Origin of the sequence: Pseudoalteromonas sp. SS15 (assembly GCF_049257195.1) — a bacterium.
In the GTDB taxonomy this organism is placed as follows: Bacteria; Pseudomonadota; Gammaproteobacteria; order Enterobacterales; family Alteromonadaceae; genus Pseudoalteromonas.
Genome location: NZ_JBMMUD010000003.1, coordinates 371232 through 394808 on the forward strand (window position 1 = coordinate 371232; position 23577 = coordinate 394808).

Here is a 23577-nt window from a genome sequence, read left to right on the forward strand (position 1 = left end):
TTACTCGCTTACTCGCTTACTGCCAAATAAAAAAGCCGTGCAAAGCACGGCTTTAAGTTCAGTTTACTTTATAAATTAAGAACCGCCAGTACCTGTTACTGGTTTCTCTGTAGGTACACAGTTAGCTACAGGGATCTCTAATGCAACTTCAGTTGCGCTTGCAGTGAATGAAACCGCTTCTGTTAGTGCGTTGTTGGCAGTCGTGTTGGCAGCGCGTGCAGTGTAATCGCCAGCAACTAGGTTATTGTATACAGCTGTACCGTCATTACCTGTACGAATTGAACCTACACGAGAACCGTCTTGGAATAAATAAACAGTTGTAGCAGATGCTGCGCGACCTTGTTGATCTGCGCCTTCCACATTACAAACAAGTTCAGTTTTGAATGGTTGTGCAAATGTTTCTACAGGCTCTTCATTAACAAGAACAACTGTCTTGCCATCTAGCTCACATACATCATCAAGTTTTAAGCGTGTCGCAGTGCCGTCAACTGGGTTATTTTCATCACCCTTAACACCATCAATGATGTTTTCACCACTTTCTAAGAACTGTAAGAAAACAGGGAATGAAGGTGGGTTAAGAATTGTTGATTTGTCGAAAAAGAACGAGTCACGAGCACGTTTTAGCTTACGATAACCGTTAGTTTGAGACTCAACTAGTAGAGAGAACGGTGTGCTGTTTTGTACTTCATTTTCGCCACCGTATACGATATCAAATTCAACGCGGCCGTTAGTACCACATTGACCACGGTTAGGCTCACGCCAGTTGAAGAAATCAAGGTTCCAGTAAGATAAGTGAGTTACTTGTACTGCAACGTTGAAAATGCTGTCATTTCCTTCAACTTTTTGTGCAACACCGTAGCTTTCAAAGCTCCACTGAGCTTCATCTGCATCATAACTCCAAACAGGGATAATGTCGCCTTCTTTAACTGTACGAGAAGCAACAGTACCACCTTCAACAGTTACACAAGCACCTTTTCTGAAGTATGCAGAGTCAGTTGCTTTGGTTGAGTCAGTAGCAAAAGCTGCAACTGTCTCTTGGTCAAGGTCAGTTGTACCATAGTTCATTGGACATGCATTCGCAGTGTTTGCGTCTACAGTCATTTTTACTTCAATGCTGTTTTTCTTACCGTCAGTTTCACCAAATTCTTTTACTTTATTACCTTCAGCATCTGTTAATTCGATAGCAACGAAGCCTGCTGTAGTGAATGCACCTGCTTGAGGCGCTTCAGCTGCGTCAGTTGCATCGCTAGCAGGTACTGGTACTTCTAGGTCTAAACCACCTGGGAAAACGTCAAGCGTTGAGCTTTCGCGAGCTTGAGAAGCTGCATCACCATTGTTGTTTGCTTCTGTTGCTGTACTTGCTTCATTGTTAAAGTAAGCAACTGTTAATTCAGGCGCACTAGTTAGTGGCTTCAGTTCACCTTCTGAATCACGGTAAAGCATTTGACGACCGCTAGGAATTACAACTTCAACGCCACCTTTATCGTCTTTTTCCGTAGCAGCTTCGATTTCTTTTGCCAGTGTAATTGGTTGAGGGTCACCGTTTTCATCAGTTACTGTGATTGCACCAGTCTCTTCATCAAATGCTAGTGTCTCACCTTCTTTTACCAGCTCTGCAACTGCTTTTGATTCTGCTGCTACTTTCACTGGAGTGTCTGCAGAAGAAGTTCTAGGAACAAGTCTAACCGTAGCAGATTCATCAGTATTGTCTGATGAAAGTGTGAACGTTGTACTGTTGTTTATGAAGCCATCCGCAGTGAAATTAACAGTGACTGTAACTTCTTCTGAAACGTCAGCTACCGCTGCAGAAAAAATACCAGTACCGGCATTAAGTGTTAGCTCTTCAGCAGCGAGCTCGCTACCATCTAAAGATACTACTTTATCAGCACCTTTGGTGATTCTTACTGTTACAGGGGCATCAGCCGTACCAAGTGCAGCACCGCTTAAATCTTCTACTGATACAGTGAAAGCGGCAGCTTGTTTTTGAGCAACCGCGCCGTCTGGAAGTTCACCAACTACAACCGTATCTGGCTCTTCTGGTACTGGTGGCTTGATGTCAATGTTGTTGTCATTGTCACTGAAACAGCCTGCTAGGCCTAGAGTAACACCCATTGCTAGGGCAAGTTTGGTTAAATTAAACTTTTTGTTTCCCATGATTTTTACCTTTTCCTTTAATTTCAAGTAAACTGAGAGTGCACTAATTATGTTGCAGATATAAGATCACCTTGCCCCGCAATGCAAATTAGTAACTAGAGAATAATAGCTCATTATTTATTCGTCAAGCTGCTGAATGATACTTTATTAAAAGTTCATATACAAATTTAGAAGCTTAATTTTTTTATTAAAATCAGTCCCTTTTTTTAGGGCTAGCATAAAGCGATATAACAATTAATTTACTAAGTGAATTTGACGCTCTTAAGCGTTCTTTAGCAGGCAAAACTGTCAACAAAGTCGTCTAATGCATCAATGTCTACTGGCTTTAAGCCATCCGGGGTTCTGACAATTAAGCCCTTATCTACTAACTCGGTAACAACTCGGCGATAAGCTCGCTCTGTGGTTGCGAATCGTTCTGCTTCGGCGTTTACTGTGCTATACGCCCTTAGAAGGGTTGGGTTGCTGTTTTCTGCGCGCATTAAACAGTCTTTAGCAATGTTGTAGCTAAGCGGCAATAATAGCTTATCTAAGTTCACTTTTTGGTTTTCGATGAACTTTGCCGCGATGGTTTGTGCGGTATATAAGCTAAGCTCTGGCTGGTCGAGCAATAGTTGTCGCCAATGCTTAAGCTCAATGAGGTTGTACTGCACTTCATTTAAACAGGTAACTGTATATGTACAAGGGTGATTGTTGAGCGCTTCAATTTCGCCAATTAAGGTGTTATTACAGTCAAGCTGACCGAGTAATAATCGTCTACCATTACCTACATCGTAACTAAAAGAGACGGTGCCGCTTCTGACCAGAATTAATTTGCTTAATGGTTCATCTTGGTGAATCAGTACATCTTTCTTTGTATGTACAAAAGTATTACCCGCAAATTGCAGTAATTGTTCAACGAGATTGGCAGAAAAGTGGTATTGGAACATCTAAAAGGCTCTTAGGACAATTGTCCTAGTTAATCACATGTTGCGAAGATAGCATGACTTATGCCTTATGCTAAGTGGTTATTGAGTTTTTACCTTAATTTTTGCAGCCGAGGCATTTCAATAAAATTTGATGTGGCACTTTTTGATTAAGAATGAAATTTGTTGGAGTGAACGATGAGTTGGGAATATTTAGGGTATTTGGCGTCGGTTTTTTTAGTCTTATCTTTAATGATGACTAATGTAACTAAATTACGTTGGTTAAATTTAACTGGGTGTATTTGCTTCACCATTTATGGCGTGATGATCCAAGCGTGGCCTGTGGCGTTTACCAATGCTTTATTAGCGTTAGTGAATATTTATCACTTAATTAAGTTAGTAAAAGGGCGTAAGCAATAACCCTTATTACAATACTAAGTAGCCTTAGCGTCAGCAAAGCATGCTAAGGCTATTGGTAAGATTATAAAAATACAGCGCTAATTACTTTTTCTCAAAACGTTTTTCACCTGCTATCCAAGTCTGCTCTACGCCAATCTTGAATATTTCATCTTCAGGCACTGTAAAATAATCTCTGTCGATTAAAATAAAATCCGCCCATTTGCCTTTTTCTAAACTGCCAAGCTTATATTCTTGAAATGCAGCATAAGCAGCATCCAGCGTGAACGAAGTTAATGCTTGCTCTCGTGATAGTTTTTCATCATTGCGCCAGCCATTTTCAGGTGTTTGTTGCTTCGACATCCGAGTTACAGCTGAATAAAGCCCGTCGAACGGGTTTGCAAGCTCAACCGGGAAGTCAGAACCAGACGCTACTTTACTACCTTGTTTTAGAAAAGTTTGCCACGCGTAAGCACCTTGTAATTGCTCGTCGCTCAGACGCTTTTCTGCCATATGCATATCAGAGGTGGCATGCACCGGTTGCATCGATGGAATAATATCGAGTTGCTTAAAGCGGGGTATATCATCCGGGTGTACAATTTGGGCATGCTCAATACGGTTTCGTAGCAATTTGCCACCGACAGTTTTAAATTGACTTTCATAGCTGTCTAAAACGATGCGGTTTGCTCTGTCCCCAATCGCATGGGTGTGCGCGCTATAACCATGTTTAAAGGTTTTGCTCATTAAGGCTTCGAGTGCAGGTTTATTTTCAAGCATAAGGCCTTTGTGGTTTTTTCTGTCTTTATAGTCTTTGATGAGCGCAGCACCGCGACTACCTAGAGCACCATCCGCGTAAATTTTTACGCTGCGAATACTTAAAAAGTCATTTTGTTTTTTGATGACACCCGCATCTAGCATGTCATCAAGTTTTGGGCTACTTGCCGAAAGCATGGCATAAATGCGAAATGGCAGTTTGTTTTGCTCTGCTAAATCTTGATATAAGCGCCAGGTATCGTAGTCAATGCCTGCATCGTGTGCTGAAGTAATACCTAAGCTAAGCAGATGCTTTGATGCTGCAAATAGTGCGCGCTGCTTTTGTTCAATCGATTGTTTTGGGATATGTTTTAAAACTAAGTTTTCTGCTTTATCGATGAAAATACCTGAAGGCTTGCCTGCCACTTGAATTATTTCACCGCCATCTGGTGATTGCGTTGCTTGGGTAATGCCTGCTAGTTGCATGGCTTTACTGTTGACCCAAATAGCATGGCCATCAACGCGAGTGAGCACAACGGGCCTATCGCTTACGAACTTGTCTAAATCGGCAGCGGTTGGAAAGGCTTTGTTTTCCCATAAAGTTTGATCCCAGCCTCGGCCAACTAACCACTTATCTGGATTGATTTTAGCATAAGCTTGCAGTTTTTTGCCTGCCGCTTCTGCAGAAGAAACGCCCCGTAAATCGAGCCTTTGAAGATTGTTACCTAGACCTATTATATGGCCATGAGCATCAATCAACCCTGGTAATAAGGTTTTGCCTTTTCCGTCAATGTTCTCAGCTTGAGGAAATTGCTTGATTGTGTCTTTGTCACTGTATTTAACGACTTTGCCATCTTTAAAAACGAGGGTAGAAAAGCGTTCAATTTTACCATCAAGTGTCGGTGTGTAGCCGTTAACGTTATGAATTAAGGTTGTATGTGCTGTGCTGACAGCACTAAAGCACATACCTATGATGAGCGTGAGAGGTTTTATCATTATCTTTCTTCTTATCTGTTGATTCAGTTTTTGAGTAATCGCGAAGAATATTTAATTCCATCGTGTTCTTTATATCAAGCGTATTAAAGTCTTGCCTCATTATTGCGGTGAGCGGTTTCTCTTGTCACTATACCTATATATACATAGTTTTTAAGCTGCTTTAGTCTAGTTTTAAGGAATGCAATGCATCTATTTATGGTTTATTTGGGTGGCCGAATAGTGGGCTGTCATATTGAAATGCACGATATACGCTTTGTGATAGGCGAAAATATAGAAGCGTGTTTTGATAAGTTAAAATCACAGTGGGTGGGTGACAAAAGCAAAGTGCATATGGACAGCTATGTGGCAGTAAAATATGTCGATGGCTATGAAGTTACACTCAGTGAAACGCCTTCATTACAAAGGGAAAAGCTTTTCTTTGTAAATATGGGCGCTTATCGAGCAGATAGTTTAGCTGAGCAACATGAGTTTATGTTGTGTGTGGCATTAAGTCCTGAAGAGGCAAAACAAAAAGCGAAATCTAAACTATTACAGGGCATGTCGCACCGACATAAAGATGACTTGTACGATGTTGATGATTGCTTTGCAGTTGATTTATTCGATACGGGTTACAATATTCATCTTATCCCAAGCGAGAAAACGCAACAGCTCGTGCCTGATTGGTTTGGCTATCACGTTTTATAGCTCATGTTTTATAGATAACGAAAGAAGAGCAAGTAAACTCTACTTTATTCGTCTTGCTCTTTTTCTTCAGCTTTAAAGGCCATTTTGATGGCTATGAGCACAACCGCAAACATCACAAAGGGCAGTGCCGCTAAACTGTATTCAATGAGGTGGCTATCTTGATAGTTGGGTTGCAAAATAAAATGACCGCCAACACAAAGCAAAATGCTGATAAAAAGCAGTGGCAGCATCATTAGTTCTTTTTTCTTGGAATGTTTCTTCATATCTACTCTTTCATTTGAATTCTATTGCTTTGCGCTGTTTGGCTATTGTGTAAGCACTTAAAAAAGTTGCTTTGATCTTAAACATAAAGATTAAATAACCTGAGCTTTGGATAATAAATCTATCTCCAGCGGCTACTTTCAACGTTAACTGCGTTGAATTTACTTGCAATAGACCAGCTATTGACGCGTAAGTTCGCCTTGCCTATATGGATGTAGGTACCTTGGCGATAGCAGGACGCGTGAGCGGTGTTATCGCTAAAAGTCTCCGGCTGCAGATTTGAAAAAAATCACTTATCATTTAAATATCAATGCATTAGTAAATCTCTTAACCAAAGCTCAGGTTAAATAAAAAGCGGAATTACCCGCAGTATTTAAGCTGTGCGCATATTAGCATTGACTCTGAAATGAATAAATTTAACTTGTGCAAAAAACTGGCTCTGATATAACCAAAGAGGTATTCATTGGGGGAGTTATGAACAAAAAATTGGTTGTGGTAAAGCTGGGAACAAGTGTGTTAACAGCAGGCAAGTTGCACCTAAATAAGCCAAGAATGGTTGATATTGTGCGTCAGTGTGTTGAGCTAAGAGAAAACGGCTATAAAGTGGTTATCGTATCGAGCGGTGCCGTTGCCGCTGGGCGCAGCCAACTTCCCACACCCATAGGTAACTCAGTCAGTGAAAAGCAAATGCTCGCTGCAATTGGTCAAGGCCAACTTATTCATCAGTGGCAGTCGCTGTTTGCCCTTTATGATGTGCCCGTTGCACAAATGCTGTTGACGCGCGCCGATGTAGAACACAGAGAACGATATCTGACCGCAAAAGATACTTTAACGCAGATTTTAAAGCATGATGTCGTTCCTATTTTTAATGAGAACGATGCGGTGGCAACGGCAGAAATTAAAGTCGGCGATAACGATAATCTATCAGCGCTGGTGGCGATATTAGCCAATGCGGAAAAGCTTATTTTACTCACCGACCAAGTTGGGTTGTTTACCGCCGATCCGCGCTCAAACCCAGACGCTGAGTTGATCACACAAATCAGTGAAATTGACGATAGCGTAAAATCTTTAGCGGGTGATTCTGGTACCTCACTAGGTACCGGTGGTATGGCGACAAAATTACAAGCTGCGCAAATTGCGCAGCGTGCAGGTATTGAGACCATTATTGCAAAAGGCTCGGAAGCGAATATCTTAGTCGATGTGTTAAATGGCGAAGCGCCCAGCACGCGAGTATTAAAGTTTGATGCACCACTTGAAGGTCGCAAAAAATGGCTACTCAGTGGTCCAAAATCCACAGGTACTATTATTTGTGATCTAGGGGCGGTAGAGGCTTTAACTTGCCAAGGTGCGAGTTTATTAGCAAAAGGAATTGTCGGGGTGAATGGCGTGTTTACTCGTGGTGATTTAGTCACGTTAAGTGACAGTGAAGGCAAGGTGTTTGCAAAAGGCTTAAGTGCTTTTGATAACCAAGAGTTGGAGCAAATTAAAGGGTTACACAGTCAAGATATAGCTAAACAGCTTGGCTTTGGGCTTTCTAACGTCGTTATTCATCGAGATGACTTAGTGCTACTCACTTCTTAAGCTAGCGTGTTTTATTGAGTCACTACTTAGCAGACTTAATTAATAGAGCTGGTATTAAAGCAAATCTGTCTTATATGCTTGTTGAGCTTGTTAATTCCTTATCAAGCTCTTTTTCAACAAGTGCATTTTAAGCTATCTTGAAAGTTTGGGCATTTAGTGTGATGCCATCTACACTTTAATAAAGTCAATTTAGCCTATGTATCTATGCAAACATCAAACTGTGGTTATGGGTTAGTTAAACAGCTGGTTTCTCAAAAAAAAGAGAATGACCTTAAACAGTGCTTTAGTCTAATTTTACAAGACCTTTTAAGCGACCGCTTTGATGCTTATTTTTTCAGTAAAAAATGCTGCCACATAAAAGCGCAAATAGAGTTTCAATTTACTGTACATGCTTCAGGGGTAATGTACCAAGAAGAGTATGATGCGTATTTAAAGTTGTTTAAAAATGCCATTCATGATTTACCTGATCATATTAAGTTATTAAAACAGCCGACTCGCACACTGTTTTTTGCAAAAACAGATATTCATCCTTTGGGTGGTTTAATCATCACCAATAAAGCACATAAAGAGGGTAAAGTACTACTGACTGACAAAGAAGAAGGGCTTATCCTACATTTGCTTGACGTCTATTTCTTACAGATGCAGTTACTGCACAATAGCGCCATAGATCCCTTATCCCAACTTTTGAATAGACAGAGCTTTGAGCAAAAACTTACAGAAATAATGCATAGTGAGGGTCGTTATCAGCAAAAAAAAATAGATCAAGAGCAGCATTGGTTTTTGGCCATTCTTGATATTGACCATTTTAAGCAAGTCAACGATACCTTTGGTCATGTAATCGGTGATGAAGTGATAGTACTCGTATCGCAACTTTTGAAATCTCATTTTCGTTTTGATGACTTATTGTTCCGTTATGGCGGTGAAGAGTTTGCCATCTTATTTATGACAGATAATGCTGATCAAGCATGGAAAGTTTTAGATAGGGCGAGGGAGTTAGTTGCAAACACCCGTTTCCCGCAAGTAGCAAATGTGACTATGAGTATTGGTTTTATTCAAGTTGGAGACGAATATCAGTTAGCTGAATTAGTGAATAAGGCTGATATGGCGCTATATCATTCAAAAGATAACGGCCGTAATCAAGTCAGTGATTACCAGCAACTCAATATTGTACAGCAAGCCGTGTCGGGCAGTGATATTGAATTATTTTAATTTGTGATACACTCCGCGGGATTTTTAAGCGTTGGAGTTATTATGAAATTTGTTCGTTGGTTTTTAGGCCGTATCATTCTTCTTTTAAACTTTATTTTCACGCCTAGAAGTAAAAAACGTGAAGCACAGGCGCAGCAACAGCTTGATGCAAAAACACAGAATTTTAAGCTTTATCAATTTGAGGCATGCCCATTCTGCGTAAAAGTACGCCGTGCCATTAAACGCGAAGGTTTAAAAGTTGAAACTCGCGATGCAAAAAATAACGAAACTTATCGCCAAGAGCTTGCTGAGCAGGGTGGTAAAGTTAAAGTGCCATGTTTGCGTATCGAAGAGCAAGGCAAGGTGACTTGGATGTATGAATCAAGTGACATAGTTGCGTTTTTGCAAGGCTTAGATAAAGCCGCTTAAAAAACTCAAAATACTAGGTAATTTTTTGTCGAATAATGGCGGGTGTGCTAGCATACCCGCCATTATTTTATTGTCTGATCAATTAAGAGAAATCACATGACTATCCGTACTCGTGTAGCTCCATCACCAACAGGTGATCCGCACTTAGGCACAGCTTATATTGCCCTTTTCAATTACTGTTTTGCTAAGCAACAAGGCGGTGAGTTTGTTCTTCGTATTGAAGATACAGACCAAGTGCGTAGCACGCCTGAATCAGAGCAAGCGATCATGGATAGCCTGCGTTGGTTAGGCCTTAACTGGGATCACGGTCCTGATGTGGGCGGTGAGTTCGGTCCATACCGCCAGTCTGAGCGCAGCGATTTATACAAGCAATTTGCGCAGCAGCTAGTTGACGAAGGTAAAGCGTTTTATTGTTTCGCAACAGCCGAAGAGCTAGACGAAATGCGCGAACAGCAAATGGCAGAAGGTCTTCGTCCTAAGTACGACGGTCGTGGTCTGTTGTTAAGCGAAGATGAAATCAAAGCAAACCTTGAAGCGGGTAAACCTTACGTTATTCGTATGAAGATCCCAACTGAAGGTAGCTTCAAGTTTAATGATTACCTACGTGGTGAAATTGAGATCCCGTGGGAAAACGTAGATATGCAAGTGCTTTTAAAAGCAGATGGTTTCCCAACGTATTTCTTAGCGAACGTTGTTGATGATCACCACATGCAGATCAGTCACATTTTCCGTGGCGAAGAGTGGATCAACTCAGCACCTAAGCTATTAAAGCTGTATGAAGATTTTGGTTGGGAAGCGCCTGTACTTGGTCACCTACCACTGCTTCGTAACCCAGATAAATCTAAGCTGTCTAAGCGTAAGAACCCGACGTCGATTAACTACTACAAAGAAATGGGCTTCTTACCAGAAGCACTGCTTAATTATTTAGGTCGTATGGGTTGGTCAATGCCTGATGAACGTGAAAAGTTCACCCTTGCTGAAATGATCGAACACTTCGACATGAAGCGTGTATCGCTTGGTGGTCCAATTTTCGACATCGACAAACTAAACTGGTTAAACGGTCTTTGGATCCGCGAAAATTTATCTGACGAAGAACTGATTCAGCGCTTTGTTGATTGGAAGTTCAATGGTGAGACGTTATCTCGTATTTTACCTCAAGCTAAAACGCGTATTAACAAGCTGTCAGACTTAGTTGACCTAGCTGGTCACTTTGTGGGTGGTATTCCAGAATACGACCCTGCGCTATTAACTGCGGGTAAAGCAGATGAAGAGGTTGTACGTCAGGCACTTCAATTCTTTATTTGGGAATTAGAAACGCTTCGTAGCTGGACAAAAGATGAGATCTTCGCGATTGCAAAAGCAGTAGCAACGCATCATGAATTAAAGATCAAAGACTTCTTAGAGCCAATCTTTGTTGCTATCACAGGTAAAACGTCTTCAACGTCAGTTGTAGATGCAATGGAGATCTTAGGTTCAGACCTGTCTCGTGCACGTTTACGTGTGGCACTTGAGCACATTGGTGTGTCTAAGAAGCAAGCTAAAAAGTTAGAAAAAGCATATCGCGACTACCCAAAAGCGTAGGCTAATATATTGATTTTAAGCTATTTAAAAGCCACTTTGTTTCAAAGTGGCTTTTTTATTGGTGCTTTTTTGTCAATTTCACAACAGATACGACCTCTATAACATTTTATTCTGCTACTATAGCCCGTCCTTAAAGTTGTGGAACTAGATGTATGTTAACGCCTTACTACCAACAAGATGCTGAATTTGTCACGATCACACGTGAGCAGGGTAGCCAATTCGCTAAGAAAGTAGCAGATGACTTTAACCCATTACATGATGCTGATGCGAAGAAGTTTTGTGTGCCAGGTGATTTATTATTTTCATTGGTATTATCGCGCTATGGTGTAAGTGAGAACATGTACTTCAAATTTGAAGGCATGGTTGACGAAACGTCACAACTTCAATTCCCTGAAGTGGCAGATGAGTTTGCAGTAACATCAAACGGCAAAGTGATGTTATCAGTAAAGCGAGATGGTGAAACAAGCCAATGCCCAACTTTAATTGAAAGCTTAACGAAAAATTACGTGGCTTTCTCAGGCACAACTTTCCCGCATATGATAGTGCCTGTGATGGGTGAAAAAGAGGTGATGATCAATCCTGCTCGCCCTATGGTAATTTACGAGTCAATGGCGATCCATTTTGATGATATCAATGTAAAGTCAGTTGAATTAGAAACGGATACGCCAGAGTTCGAATACGAAGGAAAGCGTGGCAAAATCATTCTTAAATTTAACTTCATCAGTGAAGGTAAAAAAGTCGGTCGTGGTGAAAAGCACATGCTAGTATCTGGCATTAAAGCTTATGACCAACAGGCAATTGATGACTTGATTGCTTATTACAATGAGCGTAAAGCAACGCTTTAAAGTAATAATATAATAAACAATATTAGCACAAAGCGCGCCTCAGGCGCGTTTTTGTTATACTGCGTTCAATTTAATTTATCGCAGTGGTTTCTATGTCTTTCTCTTCTTTTTCTTTGGCACCGGCCATTTATTCTGCTCTTGAAACACTCGGATTCGAAAGCCCAACTGATATTCAATCGCAGACTATTCCACTAGCTCTCACAGGCAAAGACATCATCGCGACTGCACAGACTGGTACAGGTAAAACGGCGGCGTTTATGTTACCGATACTGAACAATCTGTTGCGCGATGACACACAGCTTGGTCAAGTTAGGGCACTGGTTTTGGCGCCAACGCGAGAGCTTGCGCAACAAGTCGCTGAGAATACTCAGCAATATGCAGCCAATACTGATTTAAAAGTGGTGTGCCTGTATGGTGGTGCAAATATTGGCCCTCAAGAGAAACGATTGAAGGCTGGCGTTGATATTGTTATTGCAACCCCTGGGCGTTTACTCGATCACTTAATTAAAGGTACTTTGTCACTCAGTCAACTTGAGCATTTGGTTTTTGATGAAGCCGATAGAATGTTAGATATGGGCTTTATTGGTGAGATAAAACGCATTATGCGTCATGTGCCAGACTCAAGACAAACCATGCTTTTTTCTGCAACTTTAGATGAAAGTGTTGAGAAGCTGGCTAGCCGTTGGTTGTCAGATCCTAAGCGTGTAGGTATAGAGCAGCAAAACACCACAGTTGAGGCGATTGAGCAAACTTTTTATGCCATTGATGAAGAGAAGAAAGCTGCTGTCATTGCCTATTTAATTGGTAAGAATAATTGGCAGCAAGTGTTGGTGTTTACTCGCACTAAAGCGCAAGCTGATAGCCTTGTTAAAGAACTAATTAAAGATGGTTTGCCGAGCAGTGCAATTCATGGCGATAAATCACAAGGCGCTCGAGATAAAGGGTTAACTCAGTTTAAAGAGGGTAAGGTACGTGTGCTTGTGGCCACTGATGTTGCAGCGCGTGGTATAGACATCAGCACATTAGATTACGTGATTAACGCTCAGCTACCTTATGTGGCAGAAGATTATATTCACCGAATTGGTCGTACAGGTCGAGCAGGGCGCTCGGGTAAGGCTATTAGCTTAGTCAGCCAAGATGAGCAGTGGCTACTTGAAGAACTTGAAGTGTTATTAGATGAGCGATTAACCCCGCAATGGCTAAGTGGTTTTGAACCTGACTTGACCCGAGAGGTCAAAGATAACCGTAAGAATACCAATAAAGCACGTAAAGACAGAGATAAAAAACGTGTACTTGGGCAACGCCAACGCAGAAGAAGATAGCCTAGCTTTCTGGCTTAGTAAAACAGGAGTTTTTATGAATGTACTGATTATAATTGGCAGTTTAGTTATCAGCTTATTGATTTTGATCCCACTGTTAGAGCGTTATCAGGAGAGCTTAGGGCTACACAAGATGCAAAAATATAGTAAGTATATTTTACCTTTAGTGATGGTGTCTTTGGTGATCAAATTGATTTATATGCTTTGGCATGGAAGTTAACCTGAACTTTGCTTAGTTAAAGCTAATCACAATAAAACAGCCACAAAAAAAGCCCGCAGTTTAAAACTAGCGGGCTTTTTTATACCTGGCGACTTACTCTGAGCGTTGCTTGATGAAGTCTTGCATGAACATCATCGCATCGGTGTAGTAATCGTCTAATTTGTCTCTGAAATTAATTAGCTCATCACTGGTTAATTCGCGGTCTTTACATGCTTGTTCGAATTGAATCGCGATTTCGGCCACTTGCATTGCACCGACGGTCTTTGAAATCGATTTGAGCTGGTGGCAGTCTGAGATGATCTTGTCTTGTTCGCGAGTCATGACATTGGCAAAAATATCACGGATCAACTCACTACTTTGTTCTAGGTACATTCTGAAGAAACGCAGTTTTTTCGCTTCGTCGTGATTGACGTATTTATCAAACATATCAATATCGACTACAGCGAGTGTTGAAATATCGACTAGCGGCTCTTCAATACTTTCTTCAGCAGGTAAATCACTTTCGGTAGTAACCTCAATCATAGTCTCAACTTCGCTAGATTCTGGCTCTATAGCTTTTACTTCATTAGGAGTATCAACTTCAATAGGGTCTTCAACTAGCACTTTTATTTCAGGCGTAACATTTTCTTGAGTGCTTGCTGGGTTAAGTGCATCTTGCGAAGTCCCTTCCGGTGCTAAACCAAAGCTTGGTGTTGGAATAGTATTATCTGAAGCCTGGGCTGCAGGTGTTGCTTCCCAAGTAGATTCTAAAGAAATAGCACTTAGAGAGCCGGTTAAAGCGCTTGCCTGAGAAGGAGCTACAGATCCAAATTCTTCAGTTTCTTCAACTTGTTCAGTTAAAGTATCTGTTATCGCAGTTTCTGTTTTATCTTCAGAAGAGATTGAAGCAGTTTCATCAATATCATTGAGGTTTTGCCAATCAATATTGTCTTGGCTGTCCACTTCAATATTATCAATATTGATTTCATGCTCAAACTCATCTGCTTGTGCATTGCTGGCATCACCTTTCCACTCTAAATCACTGTCAGTCTCAGTAAATTGGCTCAGGTCTAAAGTCTCTTCAGATGGAGAGTGTGTAGATGATGTTTCTTCTTGCCAGTCTAGATTATCGGCTTCGTGAGACTGTAATGATAAATCAAGATCATAGCTATCTTCATAAGAAGTTGTAGATTTTGTCTCTTCTACCTCAGGCGCTTGCCACGACAAATGATCATTATCAGTTTCGGTTAAAGCATCAATATCTATAGTATGCACATCATCTTCTATTGCAGCCTGTGATTGTTTAGTTTGTTCTTCAGACCAGTTTAAATCAGAGTCAAAGGCCGTACCTGTATCAGGTGTATCTGTTTTAGATATCTCAGCTTTTGGCTCATGATCAACTACGTTTTCAACTTGCGTGGTTTCATTCTTTGCTTGTTGAGTGCTAGAAGTAGAAAGTTCGCTTGATGTTTCTTTATTCTCAACAGATAAAGTTGAGTCATCATCGCGACTTTCTTGCGACACTGACATTTGAATATGTTTTTCAGGCTGCCATTTTGCAAGTGTCGCCTCTAATACATTTAATTCAATCGGCTTGGTAATGTAGTCATTCATCCCTGTTGCAATACAACGCTCTTTTTCACCCTTCAAAGCGTTGGCCGTTACCGCAATAATATAAGGTTGAGCTTTGATATCATCGCACTTCTCTGCCTCTTCGCGTATTGCTTTAACCATGTCATAGCCTGACATTTTAGGCATATGTAGATCGGTCAGAATGATCGGATAATGGTTTTTCTTCCACATTGCTAACCCTTCTTCCCCATTTTCAGCGACTTCAACGCCATAGCCAAGTAAGTGAAGTTGGTCAGTCAATACTTGTTGATTTAACACATTATCTTCAGCTAATAGTACAAGCTTATTCTCTGCGCGTGCTTTATCGACATTTAAGAAGTTATTGAAAGAGGTCGCTTTCTTTAATTGCTTCGGTTTATGTAAACCAGCTGCAACCATTACAGACGTCATAAAGCTGCTCTTACATAATGGTGCCGCATTCAAATAGAAAATATTGGCGTGATTAAGCGCAGACTCGTCCATGGTGCTTAATACAATAACTTGCTGTTTATTTTGTTCTAGAGAATAAAGCAGAGAGCGTAACTGGTCATTCACTGGTGCCATACCATCTAAGCCATCAAGCACCCAAATTAAATTTGGTGTGTGCTGGAATTCTTCAGCTTCATCAATTGAGTCAATGGCATAAGTATTCGCACCCATAAATGAAAGGTAACGACACAGAATTGCTTTACGAGCTGGGTTATCAGTGAGCACAACAACTGGTTTTTGCGCTAGCACGGCTTTGTTAGCATATTCAACTTTGCCGTCGGTACTAAATGGTAATTCGACCACGAATTCACTGCCCATTCCCAGATCACTGGTGACATTAATTGAACCCAGCATGAGCTCAATTAGGCTCTTACAAATTGAAAGGCCTAAGCCCGTGCCACCATATTCACGGGTGATCGAGTTTTCAGCTTGAATAAACGGATTAAAAATCTCACGCAACTGCAGTTGCGTCATGCCTTTACCGTTATCTGTCACAGAGAACCGTAATGTGTAATGCTCAGAGGTATTTTGTGCAACTTCTACTGCGACTTTTACAAAGCCTTGTCGGTTTTCGTCTGTGGTTGTGAACTTTATGGCATTACTACACAGGTTATATAAAACCTGACGAACACGAATATTGTCGCCAATTAGGTTTTTAGGAATATCTGGGGCGATTGCCAGCTGTAAATCGAGTTTACGTTTTTTAGCCACAGAAGATAAAACGCGTGCCACTTCTTCAATGGTATCGGTAACAGAGAAAGCTGTGTTATCTATTTGTAGCTTGCCGGCTTCAATTTTAGAGAAGTCCAGAATATCGTCCAAAATACCCAGCAAGGAGAAAGCTGAGTCACGAATGATGGTACTGAGGCGGTGTTGTGCACCATCTAAGTCTGTTTGGCGTAATAAATCAATTGTACCAATAACACCATTCATCGGTGTTCTGATCTCATGACTCATAGTCGCTAAGAAGGTCGTTTTGGCTTCGTTAGCACGTTCGGCGTTCATGGTCGCCTTTTCAAGTGCCAGTGTTCTAGCTTGTACTTCAGTTTCTAAGCTAGTTTGAAGCTGCTTGAGCTCTTTTTCAGAAGTTTGATTATTGTCTATCGAAGTTTGTACTTGCTGTAGAACATCATTAATAGATTGAGCTACTTCGTCAAAACCAAAGCCTAAGTTGCTATCAATGAACCTTTTATAATCTTGCTCTTCTGATACTTTTTTAAGTTCTGATTTTAGCTTTTGCTTGTCAGTCGCAAGTTGTTGAGCGAGACGGCGCTGTGCAAAAAGTGCGAAACCAAATGCCAGCAATAAAGCGAGTGCAAATAAACCATATGCGATATTGCTTGTGTTGCTGCTGGTTTTTACTTTGTGCTGTATAACCAATTCGCCAACATATTGCCCATCAAGCTTTAAAGGTTGATGTACAGTGAGTGTGTTGCCAACTTTAAATTGCTTCACTTGTGAAATCGGTGCAATTGCTGTTTCATTACTTTGGAAGATGAGAGCTGGCTCTGCCATACCCGTCATACTATATAGATAATATTGGGTATTAGGATCAGCCTCTGAAATACCAGCCAGTAACTTCTTAACCTGACTGAACCCTTGTTTCATCATAGTATTTGCAAGTGGTTCAGAAAGCTGTTGTGCTTGATTGGCAAAATCAATTTGTGGTGCTTGTTGTGATTTAGGAAGAAAGTACGCGGCTGCAGCACAAATAGAGCCAACAGTTAATATACTTGTTAGCACCAGAGGTAAAAAGCCTGATAGTTTTATATTCTCAGAGTTTGGCATTGATAAGGTCCGATTTAACTGCTCTAGAATTTGATTATTATTGGTTTATTAAGTACCCAATCGTAACATTGTCTTGTTATTAAAGCTCGCCGTTTTTAAGCATTTTCCATTCAACCTGTATGCATGGTTATCTCTTTTTAGTGACGTACTTTTGAGCAATTAAGACACTGTTTGTACAAACTTTGCTATTGGTGGTTGAAAACTAAGCAAGCAAACGTTGCTTTTAAAAAAAGGGTTGACTTGAAGGGGCAAAACTCGTTTAATACGCCGCACGCCCAGACGGTTACCAAGTTTAAACGTTTAGGTGATGTGTTTGCCCAGATAGCTCATTCGGTAGAGCTTAAGGGAATAGTATTGAACATCCATTAAGGTTTTCAGTACAAAACATAATTTGCCCAGATAGCTCAGTCGGTAGAGCAGAGGATTGAAAATCCTCGTGTCGGTGGTTCGATTCCGCCTCTGGGCACCACTTATTTTCGGTGTTGCCGACTTAGCTCAGTTGGTAGAGCAACTGACTTGTAATCAGTAGGTCATCCGTTCGACTCGGATAGTCGGCACCATTTTCTCGCTAAGAAGTAAAACTAGCAAATATTTAGCCCAGATAGCTCAGTCGGTAGAGCAGAGGATTGAAAATCCTCGTGTCGGTGGTTCGATTCCGCCTCTGGGCACCATCATTGAAAAGCCTCGCAGTAGCGAGGCTTTTTCATTTCTAGCAAAATAAACCTCAGTCAACTCAAAATCATAGAAAGGTGTTTTCTTTTTAGGCACTTGCAATGTGGCGCTGATCTGAATCAAGTGCCATTCTCATTTAAATAAAATTTCTATTTTTTTGCTTGTGAAATCCAATTTTGCCCTCAATACTGTAGTTGAGGTAAACAAAAAAAGGATACCCTATGAAAATAAATCTTTCTGGTCATCACGTAGATGTAACCGACGCCGTAAAACAGCATGTCCAAGAAAAGTTTGCCAAAATCGCAACGCATTTTCCTTCATTGATAGCCTTAGACATCATTATTAGCAAAGAGCACAACCAGTTTTATACTGAAATTAGCACTAACTATGAAGGCGCACGCGTAGCGGTAAAAGGAGAAGGTGAAGTTATGTATCCGGCAATTGCAAATGCCGCAAAAAAACTAGATGCAGCCCTTAAGCATAGAAAAGGTCAGTTAAAAGCAGATAGGCATGAAAAACCAGTGAGTACCACACCACCTATCGCCCACGAAATTATTCAAGAGATGAACTTAAGCCAATAAGTTTATTGCAAGTACTACGAAACAAGCCCGATTTATCGGGCTTGTTTCGTTTATAAGTAAAATAAGTTTTTTGTATTGAATTAATATTCTTAGTTACGAATATCGGCTGGTGTTTTGGTGGTTTAACATCGGCTATATTGTGAAAAAAATTATGGTCTTTATTTAGTGCTTGATTATCAAACTTTATTAGAAAAAACATGCCAGCATGTTGAGCCCTTCTCTCACCAGGGAGAAGTTGCGACCTATATTCCTGCGTTGGCCGAGCAGAAGAAAGGTCAGTTTGCTATTGCGCTGCAAACCTCTGATGGCAAAGTATACTCAGCTGGAGATGTCAGTAATAAATTTACAGTGCAATCAGTGTCAAAGGCACTCACCTTAACCATGGCATTACAGCGTTATGGGGATGAGTTGTGGCAACGTGTTGGTAAAGAGCCATCTGGAACAGCTTTTAACTCATTGACTCAGCTTGAATTCGAGCAAGGTAAACCAAGAAACCCTTTTATTAATGCCGGTGCAATCGTTACAGCAGACGCACTGTATTCTCGTTTGAGCGCGCCTATTCATGCTGTTCTAGAGAAGTTTAGAGCTCAATCAGGTAACAGTAATGTTGTGATAAATCGTACTGTGGCTAACTCCGAATATCAGCATAGGTATCGCAATGCTGCTATGGCTTATTTAATGAAGTCCTTTGGTAACTTTGATAATGACGTCGAAAAGGTGCTTTGGAGTTACTTTAATTACTGCGCCATAGAGGTGAACGTGGTTGAACTTGCTAAGACGTTTTCTTATTTGAGTAATAAAGGTGTTTGTTTGCAAAGTGGTGAGCAAGTGTTATCGGCAAAGCAAACGAAACAACTCAATTCGTTATTATTTACCAGCGGTCTTTATGACGCAGCCGGCGACTTTGCTTATCGTGTTGGTATGCCGGGGAAGTCAGGCGTGTCAGGTACTATTATCGCAGTGTTGCCGGGACAGTTTACTGTTGCTGTATGGTCTCCAGGTTTAGACAGTTTTGGCAATTCGGTCGCAGGTATTGCTGCATTGGAATATCTTGCTGAGCATGTTAACCATTAGAATTTACTTAATAATTAATACGCAATGATATATATAATAAAGCCGACTGATTAGTCGGCTTTATAAGTTTAATTTGTTTTAGTACAAATCTGCTTATTGTTCCCAATACGCTTGTTCTAATGAATCTTCACGCTCAGGTAACCCTCTCGATAAACGAGGAGAGTGCTGTACTAACACTTCATAGCTTGCACGATTTGCATACTTACTGATCTGAGCTAATGATGAGTAAGTAATAGCAGTATGCTCGTGCTTTGCTGAATTTGGCACATTCATTTTATGGTATTCGTTGGCTGATAAGTCATGTAATACTGCAGCTAACGCACAATCGCCCGCACCATTGGTATTTTTAATTGAATCAGGACCACCCATATAAGGCGCTGTATGTGCGTAAACTTTAATCGGGTTAACACATGCATCTTTGCGCATAGATCGCGAAAATTCATATTGGTTGAATTCAGCAATGGCACCAGGCAATAGCGGGTATTCTGTTTCACGTTTGAATTCATCATCAACGTAACCTGCCATGACGAGGCCTTTCGGGCCGGCGGTACAGATAACAAGGTCAACCCAATCAAGCGCTTTGTCAGCAGCCAATAGCGGATCGCTGAAGCCCGTGATTGCCTCACCTTCTTCTTCGTTCATCGCTAAGATGTCGACATGTTTTTCAACAAACTCAGCCCACCACTTAGGATCTTGCTCGATTAAAAATTTGGTACCAAGTGACAAAACAACCGGAACGTTGGCTTCATTGGCGTATTTAACAGCTTGAAGTGTTGCCTCTGTCATCGTCTCATCACCAGATGTGCGCATTAGGTATGCGCTAATCACCAGTGCTGAAGCATTTGCAATAAGTTGCTCTGGAATTGACTCAGGTTTTAAGTGATTCATTAAGCCAGGGCTGATCGCAAATGTACGCTCCCCGGTATCGTCAATTAATGTGAAGCAGCGACCAATAGGGCCGTCAACTGGTTGCAAATAATCCAGATCAACTCGGCTAGAGGTATTACATAAAAACTTGTATGCGTAGCTACCAATCTTTATGTTTTCACTCATTACACCAAGCAGTACTGAGCGATCGTCGGCTAACACCGAGTAATTGTGCATGGTATTACCTATGGTGCCACCTGCAAATTCATAATCGATCATATTTTCGCGTTTAAGACGGTCATATAACGCGTTTGTCACCTCACTTTCGATGACTTGTGACATACCTCGTTGCAGGCCAAATTCATCAAGAAATGCTTGATCAACTTTGGCTTCGATATCGACAACGATTTGGTCTATGCCGCAAATGTAACTGCGCTTAAGCCCATCTTCACTACTGATCTGGTCTAGTAGTGGGTCTTTATCTTCCACCGGAAAATAATGTTTATGCCTGCGGCGTCCCGGAAATTTCATGTGTTACCCGTGTGTGTGTATACCCAAACGAACTCAAGATACGTGGCTCAGCGAGAATTGATTGGCTTTCAGGCAAGGCATCGATTTGAAGATCTAGTGGACTAAATCGAAAATCGACAACGCAGTATGAAAGCCAATCAAGCTCGCCTTCGGAGCGCGTCTTCAGTCCCATTTCTTCGTCAAAGAACTTGGAAAGGACCAGTCATTACGCTGCGTCCTTTTCCTCGAACTGAAACAGAACGCCACGCTCTGAGTCATTTATCTTGAGATTGTTCGGGTATAATAGCTCAAGAAATAAAAAAAGCGGCGAATTATAGCCTAAATGCGGGAGCTTGAGCCATGCCAAATCGACAAATATTGCAATTAAATGTGGTATATTTGCGCTTAAACTTCCTAAATAGTAGCAGTAACAGACACTAATGACAGAAATCGAGCAAGATCAATACTGGATGCAAAAGGCGCTAGAATATGCTGATAAAGCTGAGCAACAGAATGAAATTCCTGTTGGGGCTGTGTTAGTGAAAGATGGTGAATTTGTCAGCGCGGGTTGGAATCAGTCTATTTGTAACCATGATCCATCAGCCCATGCTGAGATGATGGCTGTGCGAGAAGCCGGTAAAAAAATCGAGAATTATCGCCTGATTGATTGCACTTTATATGTCACCCTTGAACCTTGCCCTATGTGCGCTGGTTTGCTTGTTCATAGCCGTATTAAGCGCTTAGTGTATGGTGCAGCTGATGCAAAAACGGGTTCTGCAGGGTCTATAATGAATATCGTTAGAGAGCCTAAATTAAACCATCAGTTAGAAGTGACTTCAGGCGTGATGGCTGAGCAGTGTGCAGAAAAATTATCGGCATTTTTTCGTCGCCGCAGAAAAGAAATTAAAGAAGCGAAAAAGCTAGCAAAACAAGCAGCTCAAGAAGGCTGAGCTGCTGATTCATTTTTTTCTGCCATTTCATCCATTTGCATGATGGCGAACGCTTTTCTTCGATTTAGCACCTTCTTGTGCGAATTTTTAGTCAAAACACGTCTACGATTTGGTGACGTATGAGAAGTGTTTCGTTTAAATTGGTGAGTACGACGTCTTTTAAGCATCGACACCTCCTAATTGTGAGAGATTAAACCATACCAATGTCTTTGGTACTTATATCAATCAAGATAACTCATTACTTAAGAAAATTGATTGATATTACGATTGGCAGAATTACAGGGAATGATTGCAAATATGTGACAACGCGACCGAAAGCGTCACTTTTGTCCGTTTTCTGAATTGAGCGCACCGTTTTCGTCTAACCAAACCAGCGCATCATAATATCGGCGGATGTTATCAACGTATTGAACTGCCACATCCCCACGTGCATATCCATATCGTGTTTTTCGATAGTAGCGCTTTTTAACCAACAGTGGTAGTCGTTTTTTCACATCGGCCCAGCGGCTTGGATCGCCACCTTGTTGCTCTGTAATTTTACGTGCGTCATTCACATGCCCCCAGCCCACATTGTAAGACGCCATCGCAAACCAAACATTATCAGGATATTGTACGGACTTGGGAACACGTTTGATCAGTTTACTTAAGTAAATTGCCCCCCCTCTAATGTTTTGCTCAGGTTTAAGGCGGTTTTTTACACCGACTTGTTTTGCTGTTGGTTGCGTTAGCATCATTATCCCTCGTACTCCTGTGGGTGATTTTGCTCGCGGCTTCCACATGGATTCTTGGTAGCTTAATGCGGCTAATAATCGCCAGTCTAATTTGCTTTGTTCTGAGTATTTTTCGAACCATGCTTGGTACTTGGGGAGTACTTCTTTCGTAGCCTCAACAAAGGCGAGGGTGTTTACATAGTTAAATGTTTCTACATGGCCAAAGTATTTTTCTTCAAGCTCTGCTAATTTCCCGTTTTGATTTACTTTGTCAAAAAATGGCATCAGTAGTGCGTAGAGCGAATCATCGGGGTCTTTTCGCATTATCCAACTGATCGAATCTTGTTTTGTGACCGAAAAAGCAATACTGACTTCTGGGTGGTAGCGGCGGAAAAGGGCAAGAGAGTGAGAATCAGCAATTGTGTAGTTAATTTTTTCGTCAATGATGTTTTGTAGTAGTTCTTCTTCATCCACATCTTCAACAACATTTATTTCAATATTGGGATATGTTTTTTTCGCTTCTTGTAAGCTAATTAAGTGATTTGAGCCTGCTAATACAGTAATAGGTGCATCGACTTGTTCAAAGTTTCTTGGTCGTCTTGGTCCTTGTTTATAAACTAGCTTTTGGCTAATGGCTCGGTAACTTGGGCCAAAGCGATAATGCTCGCCACGTTGTGGGTGGTAACTGAGTCCGGCGGCAATAAGATCTAAATCACCACTGTCCAAACGTTGGAAAAGCTCTGGCAAGCTATAAAACGGCACGATATTAAGTTTGACGTTAAGTGACTTTGCAAACGCTTGTGTTAACTCATATTCAAAGCCTTGTTCGCCTTGCTGCGCTTGATAAAAATTAGCAGGTCCCGCCAGCGTGCCCACCTTTAATTCGCGCTTTTGTTGCACGCGCTCAAGCTGCGTCATAGGCGGTTTATCACATCCGACTAAAACCCATATAAAAATGATGAGTGCGAGCAATGGTTTTAACTGCATGAAGACAAAGCGTGAGATTATTAATAAAACTAAACTATCAAAGTTCTGAG

General features: G+C 41.1%; 20 protein-coding genes, 3 tRNA genes and 1 pseudogene. 15 read left to right on the forward strand and 9 right to left on the reverse strand.

Going from position 1 to position 23577, the window contains the following annotated elements; translation table 11 throughout:
- Positions 1 to 75 precede the first annotated feature (75 nt).
- Together AAEU28_RS08680 and AAEU28_RS08685 are read right to left on the reverse strand one after the other, a co-directional pair.
- Complete coding sequence (locus AAEU28_RS08680) at positions 76 to 2154, reverse strand: hypothetical protein (protein WP_421963751.1); 2079 nt, start codon at positions 2152 to 2154, stop codon at positions 76 to 78.
- A 272-nt stretch (positions 2155 to 2426) separates the two neighbouring features.
- A complete protein-coding gene (locus tag AAEU28_RS08685; protein WP_404391134.1) occupies positions 2427 to 3080 on the reverse strand; it encodes a Crp/Fnr family transcriptional regulator in 654 nt (217 codons plus the stop codon).
- 174 nt (positions 3081 to 3254) lie between these two features.
- On the opposite strand from AAEU28_RS08685, the gene AAEU28_RS08690 reads away from it, so the two are divergent.
- Positions 3255 to 3476, forward strand: a complete 222-nt coding sequence (locus AAEU28_RS08690) for a YgjV family protein (RefSeq protein WP_421963752.1) — start codon at positions 3255 to 3257, stop codon at positions 3474 to 3476.
- A gap of 81 nt (positions 3477 to 3557) precedes the next feature.
- Here the strand turns inward: AAEU28_RS08690 and AAEU28_RS08695 are convergent, their stop codons facing one another.
- Positions 3558 to 5201, reverse strand: a complete 1644-nt coding sequence (locus AAEU28_RS08695; RefSeq protein ID WP_421963753.1) for an amidohydrolase — start codon at positions 5199 to 5201, stop codon at positions 3558 to 3560.
- Positions 5202 to 5384: 183 nt separating this feature from the next.
- Here AAEU28_RS08695 and AAEU28_RS08700 point away from each other — a divergent pair, with 183 nt between their 5' ends.
- A complete protein-coding gene (locus AAEU28_RS08700) occupies positions 5385 to 5885 on the forward strand; it encodes a DUF1543 domain-containing protein (protein WP_421963754.1) in 501 nt (166 codons plus the stop codon).
- Between the two features lie 44 nt (positions 5886 to 5929).
- Here the strand turns inward: AAEU28_RS08700 and AAEU28_RS08705 are convergent, their stop codons facing one another.
- The gene (locus AAEU28_RS08705; RefSeq protein ID WP_421963755.1) at positions 5930 to 6148 is read right to left on the reverse strand and encodes a hypothetical protein; all 219 of its coding nucleotides are present in this window, start codon (positions 6146 to 6148) and stop codon (positions 5930 to 5932) included.
- 472 nt (positions 6149 to 6620) lie between these two features.
- Here AAEU28_RS08705 and proB point away from each other — a divergent pair, with 472 nt between their 5' ends.
- From proB to AAEU28_RS08740, 7 genes are all read left to right on the forward strand, one after another.
- Positions 6621 to 7727, forward strand: coding sequence for a glutamate 5-kinase (proB, locus tag AAEU28_RS08710; RefSeq protein ID WP_421963756.1), 1107 nt, complete (start codon positions 6621 to 6623; stop codon positions 7725 to 7727).
- 204 nt (positions 7728 to 7931) lie between these two features.
- On the forward strand, positions 7932 to 8936 hold the full coding sequence (locus tag AAEU28_RS08715; RefSeq protein WP_421963757.1) for a GGDEF domain-containing protein: 1005 nt from the start codon (positions 7932 to 7934) through the stop codon (positions 8934 to 8936).
- Between the two features lie 42 nt (positions 8937 to 8978).
- Positions 8979 to 9344, forward strand: coding sequence for a glutaredoxin family protein (locus AAEU28_RS08720; RefSeq protein ID WP_421963758.1), 366 nt, complete (start codon positions 8979 to 8981; stop codon positions 9342 to 9344).
- Positions 9345 to 9440: 96 nt separating this feature from the next.
- Positions 9441 to 10925 carry a glutamate--tRNA ligase gene (gene gltX / locus AAEU28_RS08725; RefSeq protein WP_421963759.1) on the forward strand — a complete coding sequence of 495 codons (1485 nt, stop codon included), beginning with the start codon at positions 9441 to 9443 and terminating at the stop codon, positions 10923 to 10925.
- A gap of 152 nt (positions 10926 to 11077) precedes the next feature.
- Positions 11078 to 11770 carry a DUF3581 family protein gene (locus AAEU28_RS08730; RefSeq protein ID WP_421963760.1) on the forward strand — a complete coding sequence of 231 codons (693 nt, stop codon included), beginning with the start codon at positions 11078 to 11080 and terminating at the stop codon, positions 11768 to 11770.
- A 92-nt stretch (positions 11771 to 11862) separates the two neighbouring features.
- Positions 11863 to 13092 (forward strand): DEAD/DEAH box helicase, encoded by a 1230-nt coding sequence (locus tag AAEU28_RS08735; protein ID WP_421963761.1) that lies wholly within the window; start codon positions 11863 to 11865, stop codon positions 13090 to 13092.
- Positions 13093 to 13126: 34 nt separating this feature from the next.
- Entirely contained in the window at positions 13127 to 13309 is a 183-nt protein-coding gene (locus tag AAEU28_RS08740; RefSeq protein ID WP_421963762.1) for a hypothetical protein, read from the forward strand.
- Positions 13310 to 13402: 93 nt separating this feature from the next.
- Here the strand turns inward: AAEU28_RS08740 and AAEU28_RS08745 are convergent, their stop codons facing one another.
- The gene (locus tag AAEU28_RS08745; protein WP_421963865.1) at positions 13403 to 14818 is read right to left on the reverse strand and encodes an Hpt domain-containing protein; all 1416 of its coding nucleotides are present in this window, start codon (positions 14816 to 14818) and stop codon (positions 13403 to 13405) included.
- A 9-nt stretch (positions 14819 to 14827) separates the two neighbouring features.
- A pseudogene (locus tag AAEU28_RS08750) lies at positions 14828 to 17176 on the reverse strand (ATP-binding protein); the annotation flags it as partial.
- A gap of 393 nt (positions 17177 to 17569) precedes the next feature.
- Between AAEU28_RS08750 and AAEU28_RS08755 the strand changes: the two are divergent.
- The 5 genes from AAEU28_RS08755 (at position 17570) to glsB (ending at position 19503) form a co-directional block, all read left to right on the forward strand.
- Positions 17570 to 17645: transfer RNA gene (locus tag AAEU28_RS08755), tRNA-Phe, on the forward strand.
- A gap of 15 nt (positions 17646 to 17660) precedes the next feature.
- A tRNA-Thr gene (locus tag AAEU28_RS08760) sits at positions 17661 to 17736 on the forward strand.
- A gap of 35 nt (positions 17737 to 17771) precedes the next feature.
- Positions 17772 to 17847 (forward strand) — tRNA-Phe (locus AAEU28_RS08765).
- A 222-nt stretch (positions 17848 to 18069) separates the two neighbouring features.
- Positions 18070 to 18429: a ribosome hibernation-promoting factor, HPF/YfiA family gene (gene hpf, locus AAEU28_RS08770; RefSeq protein WP_058029027.1), complete on the forward strand. Its 360-nt coding sequence runs from the start codon at positions 18070 to 18072 to the stop codon at positions 18427 to 18429.
- Positions 18430 to 18594: 165 nt separating this feature from the next.
- Complete coding sequence (gene glsB / locus AAEU28_RS08775) at positions 18595 to 19503, forward strand: glutaminase B (protein WP_421963763.1); 909 nt, start codon at positions 18595 to 18597, stop codon at positions 19501 to 19503.
- A gap of 93 nt (positions 19504 to 19596) precedes the next feature.
- On the opposite strand, the gene AAEU28_RS08780 is transcribed toward glsB, so the two are convergent.
- Complete coding sequence (locus tag AAEU28_RS08780; RefSeq protein WP_138483571.1) at positions 19597 to 20901, reverse strand: inosine/guanosine kinase; 1305 nt, start codon at positions 20899 to 20901, stop codon at positions 19597 to 19599.
- Positions 20902 to 21320: 419 nt separating this feature from the next.
- Here AAEU28_RS08780 and tadA point away from each other — a divergent pair, with 419 nt between their 5' ends.
- Positions 21321 to 21830, forward strand: coding sequence for a tRNA adenosine(34) deaminase TadA (gene tadA / locus AAEU28_RS08785; protein ID WP_421963764.1), 510 nt, complete (start codon positions 21321 to 21323; stop codon positions 21828 to 21830).
- On the opposite strand, the gene AAEU28_RS08790 is transcribed toward tadA, so the two are convergent.
- Together AAEU28_RS08790 and mltF are read right to left on the reverse strand one after the other, a co-directional pair.
- Positions 21818 to 21997 (reverse strand): hypothetical protein, encoded by a 180-nt coding sequence (locus tag AAEU28_RS08790; RefSeq protein WP_421963765.1) that lies wholly within the window; start codon positions 21995 to 21997, stop codon positions 21818 to 21820. The two genes, tadA and AAEU28_RS08790, sit on opposite strands and share 13 nt — an antisense overlap.
- A gap of 153 nt (positions 21998 to 22150) precedes the next feature.
- Complete coding sequence (mltF, locus tag AAEU28_RS08795) at positions 22151 to 23527, reverse strand: membrane-bound lytic murein transglycosylase MltF (protein ID WP_421963766.1); 1377 nt, start codon at positions 23525 to 23527, stop codon at positions 22151 to 22153.
- Positions 23528 to 23577 lie beyond the last annotated feature (50 nt).

What these genes read in the sequence shown, in the direction of transcription:
- AAEU28_RS08680 (WP_421963751.1), bottom strand. Translation starts at nt 2,154, where the DNA reads ATGGGAAACAAAAAGTTTAATTTAACCAAACTTGCCCTAGCAATGGGT.
- AAEU28_RS08685 (WP_404391134.1), bottom strand. Translation starts at nt 3,080, where the DNA reads ATGTTCCAATACCACTTTTCTGCCAATCTCGTTGAACAATTACTGCAA.
- AAEU28_RS08690 (WP_421963752.1), top strand. Translation starts at nt 3,255, where the DNA reads ATGAGTTGGGAATATTTAGGGTATTTGGCGTCGGTTTTTTTAGTCTTA.
- AAEU28_RS08695 (WP_421963753.1), bottom strand. Translation starts at nt 5,201, where the DNA reads ATGATAAAACCTCTCACGCTCATCATAGGTATGTGCTTTAGTGCTGTC.
- AAEU28_RS08700 (WP_421963754.1), top strand. Translation starts at nt 5,385, where the DNA reads ATGCATCTATTTATGGTTTATTTGGGTGGCCGAATAGTGGGCTGTCAT.
- AAEU28_RS08705 (WP_421963755.1), bottom strand. Translation starts at nt 6,148, where the DNA reads ATGAAGAAACATTCCAAGAAAAAAGAACTAATGATGCTGCCACTGCTT.
- proB (WP_421963756.1), top strand. Translation starts at nt 6,621, where the DNA reads ATGAACAAAAAATTGGTTGTGGTAAAGCTGGGAACAAGTGTGTTAACA.
- AAEU28_RS08715 (WP_421963757.1), top strand. Translation starts at nt 7,932, where the DNA reads ATGCAAACATCAAACTGTGGTTATGGGTTAGTTAAACAGCTGGTTTCT.
- AAEU28_RS08720 (WP_421963758.1), top strand. Translation starts at nt 8,979, where the DNA reads ATGAAATTTGTTCGTTGGTTTTTAGGCCGTATCATTCTTCTTTTAAAC.
- gltX (WP_421963759.1), top strand. Translation starts at nt 9,441, where the DNA reads ATGACTATCCGTACTCGTGTAGCTCCATCACCAACAGGTGATCCGCAC.
- AAEU28_RS08730 (WP_421963760.1), top strand. Translation starts at nt 11,078, where the DNA reads ATGTTAACGCCTTACTACCAACAAGATGCTGAATTTGTCACGATCACA.
- AAEU28_RS08735 (WP_421963761.1), top strand. Translation starts at nt 11,863, where the DNA reads ATGTCTTTCTCTTCTTTTTCTTTGGCACCGGCCATTTATTCTGCTCTT.
- AAEU28_RS08740 (WP_421963762.1), top strand. Translation starts at nt 13,127, where the DNA reads ATGAATGTACTGATTATAATTGGCAGTTTAGTTATCAGCTTATTGATT.
- AAEU28_RS08745 (WP_421963865.1), bottom strand. Translation starts at nt 14,818, where the DNA reads ATGTCAGTGTCGCAAGAAAGTCGCGATGATGACTCAACTTTATCTGTT.
- hpf (WP_058029027.1), top strand. Translation starts at nt 18,070, where the DNA reads ATGAAAATAAATCTTTCTGGTCATCACGTAGATGTAACCGACGCCGTA.
- AAEU28_RS08780 (WP_138483571.1), bottom strand. Translation starts at nt 20,901, where the DNA reads ATGAAATTTCCGGGACGCCGCAGGCATAAACATTATTTTCCGGTGGAA.
- tadA (WP_421963764.1), top strand. Translation starts at nt 21,321, where the DNA reads ATGACAGAAATCGAGCAAGATCAATACTGGATGCAAAAGGCGCTAGAA.
- AAEU28_RS08790 (WP_421963765.1), bottom strand. Translation starts at nt 21,997, where the DNA reads ATGCTTAAAAGACGTCGTACTCACCAATTTAAACGAAACACTTCTCAT.
- mltF (WP_421963766.1), bottom strand. Translation starts at nt 23,527, where the DNA reads ATGCAGTTAAAACCATTGCTCGCACTCATCATTTTTATATGGGTTTTA.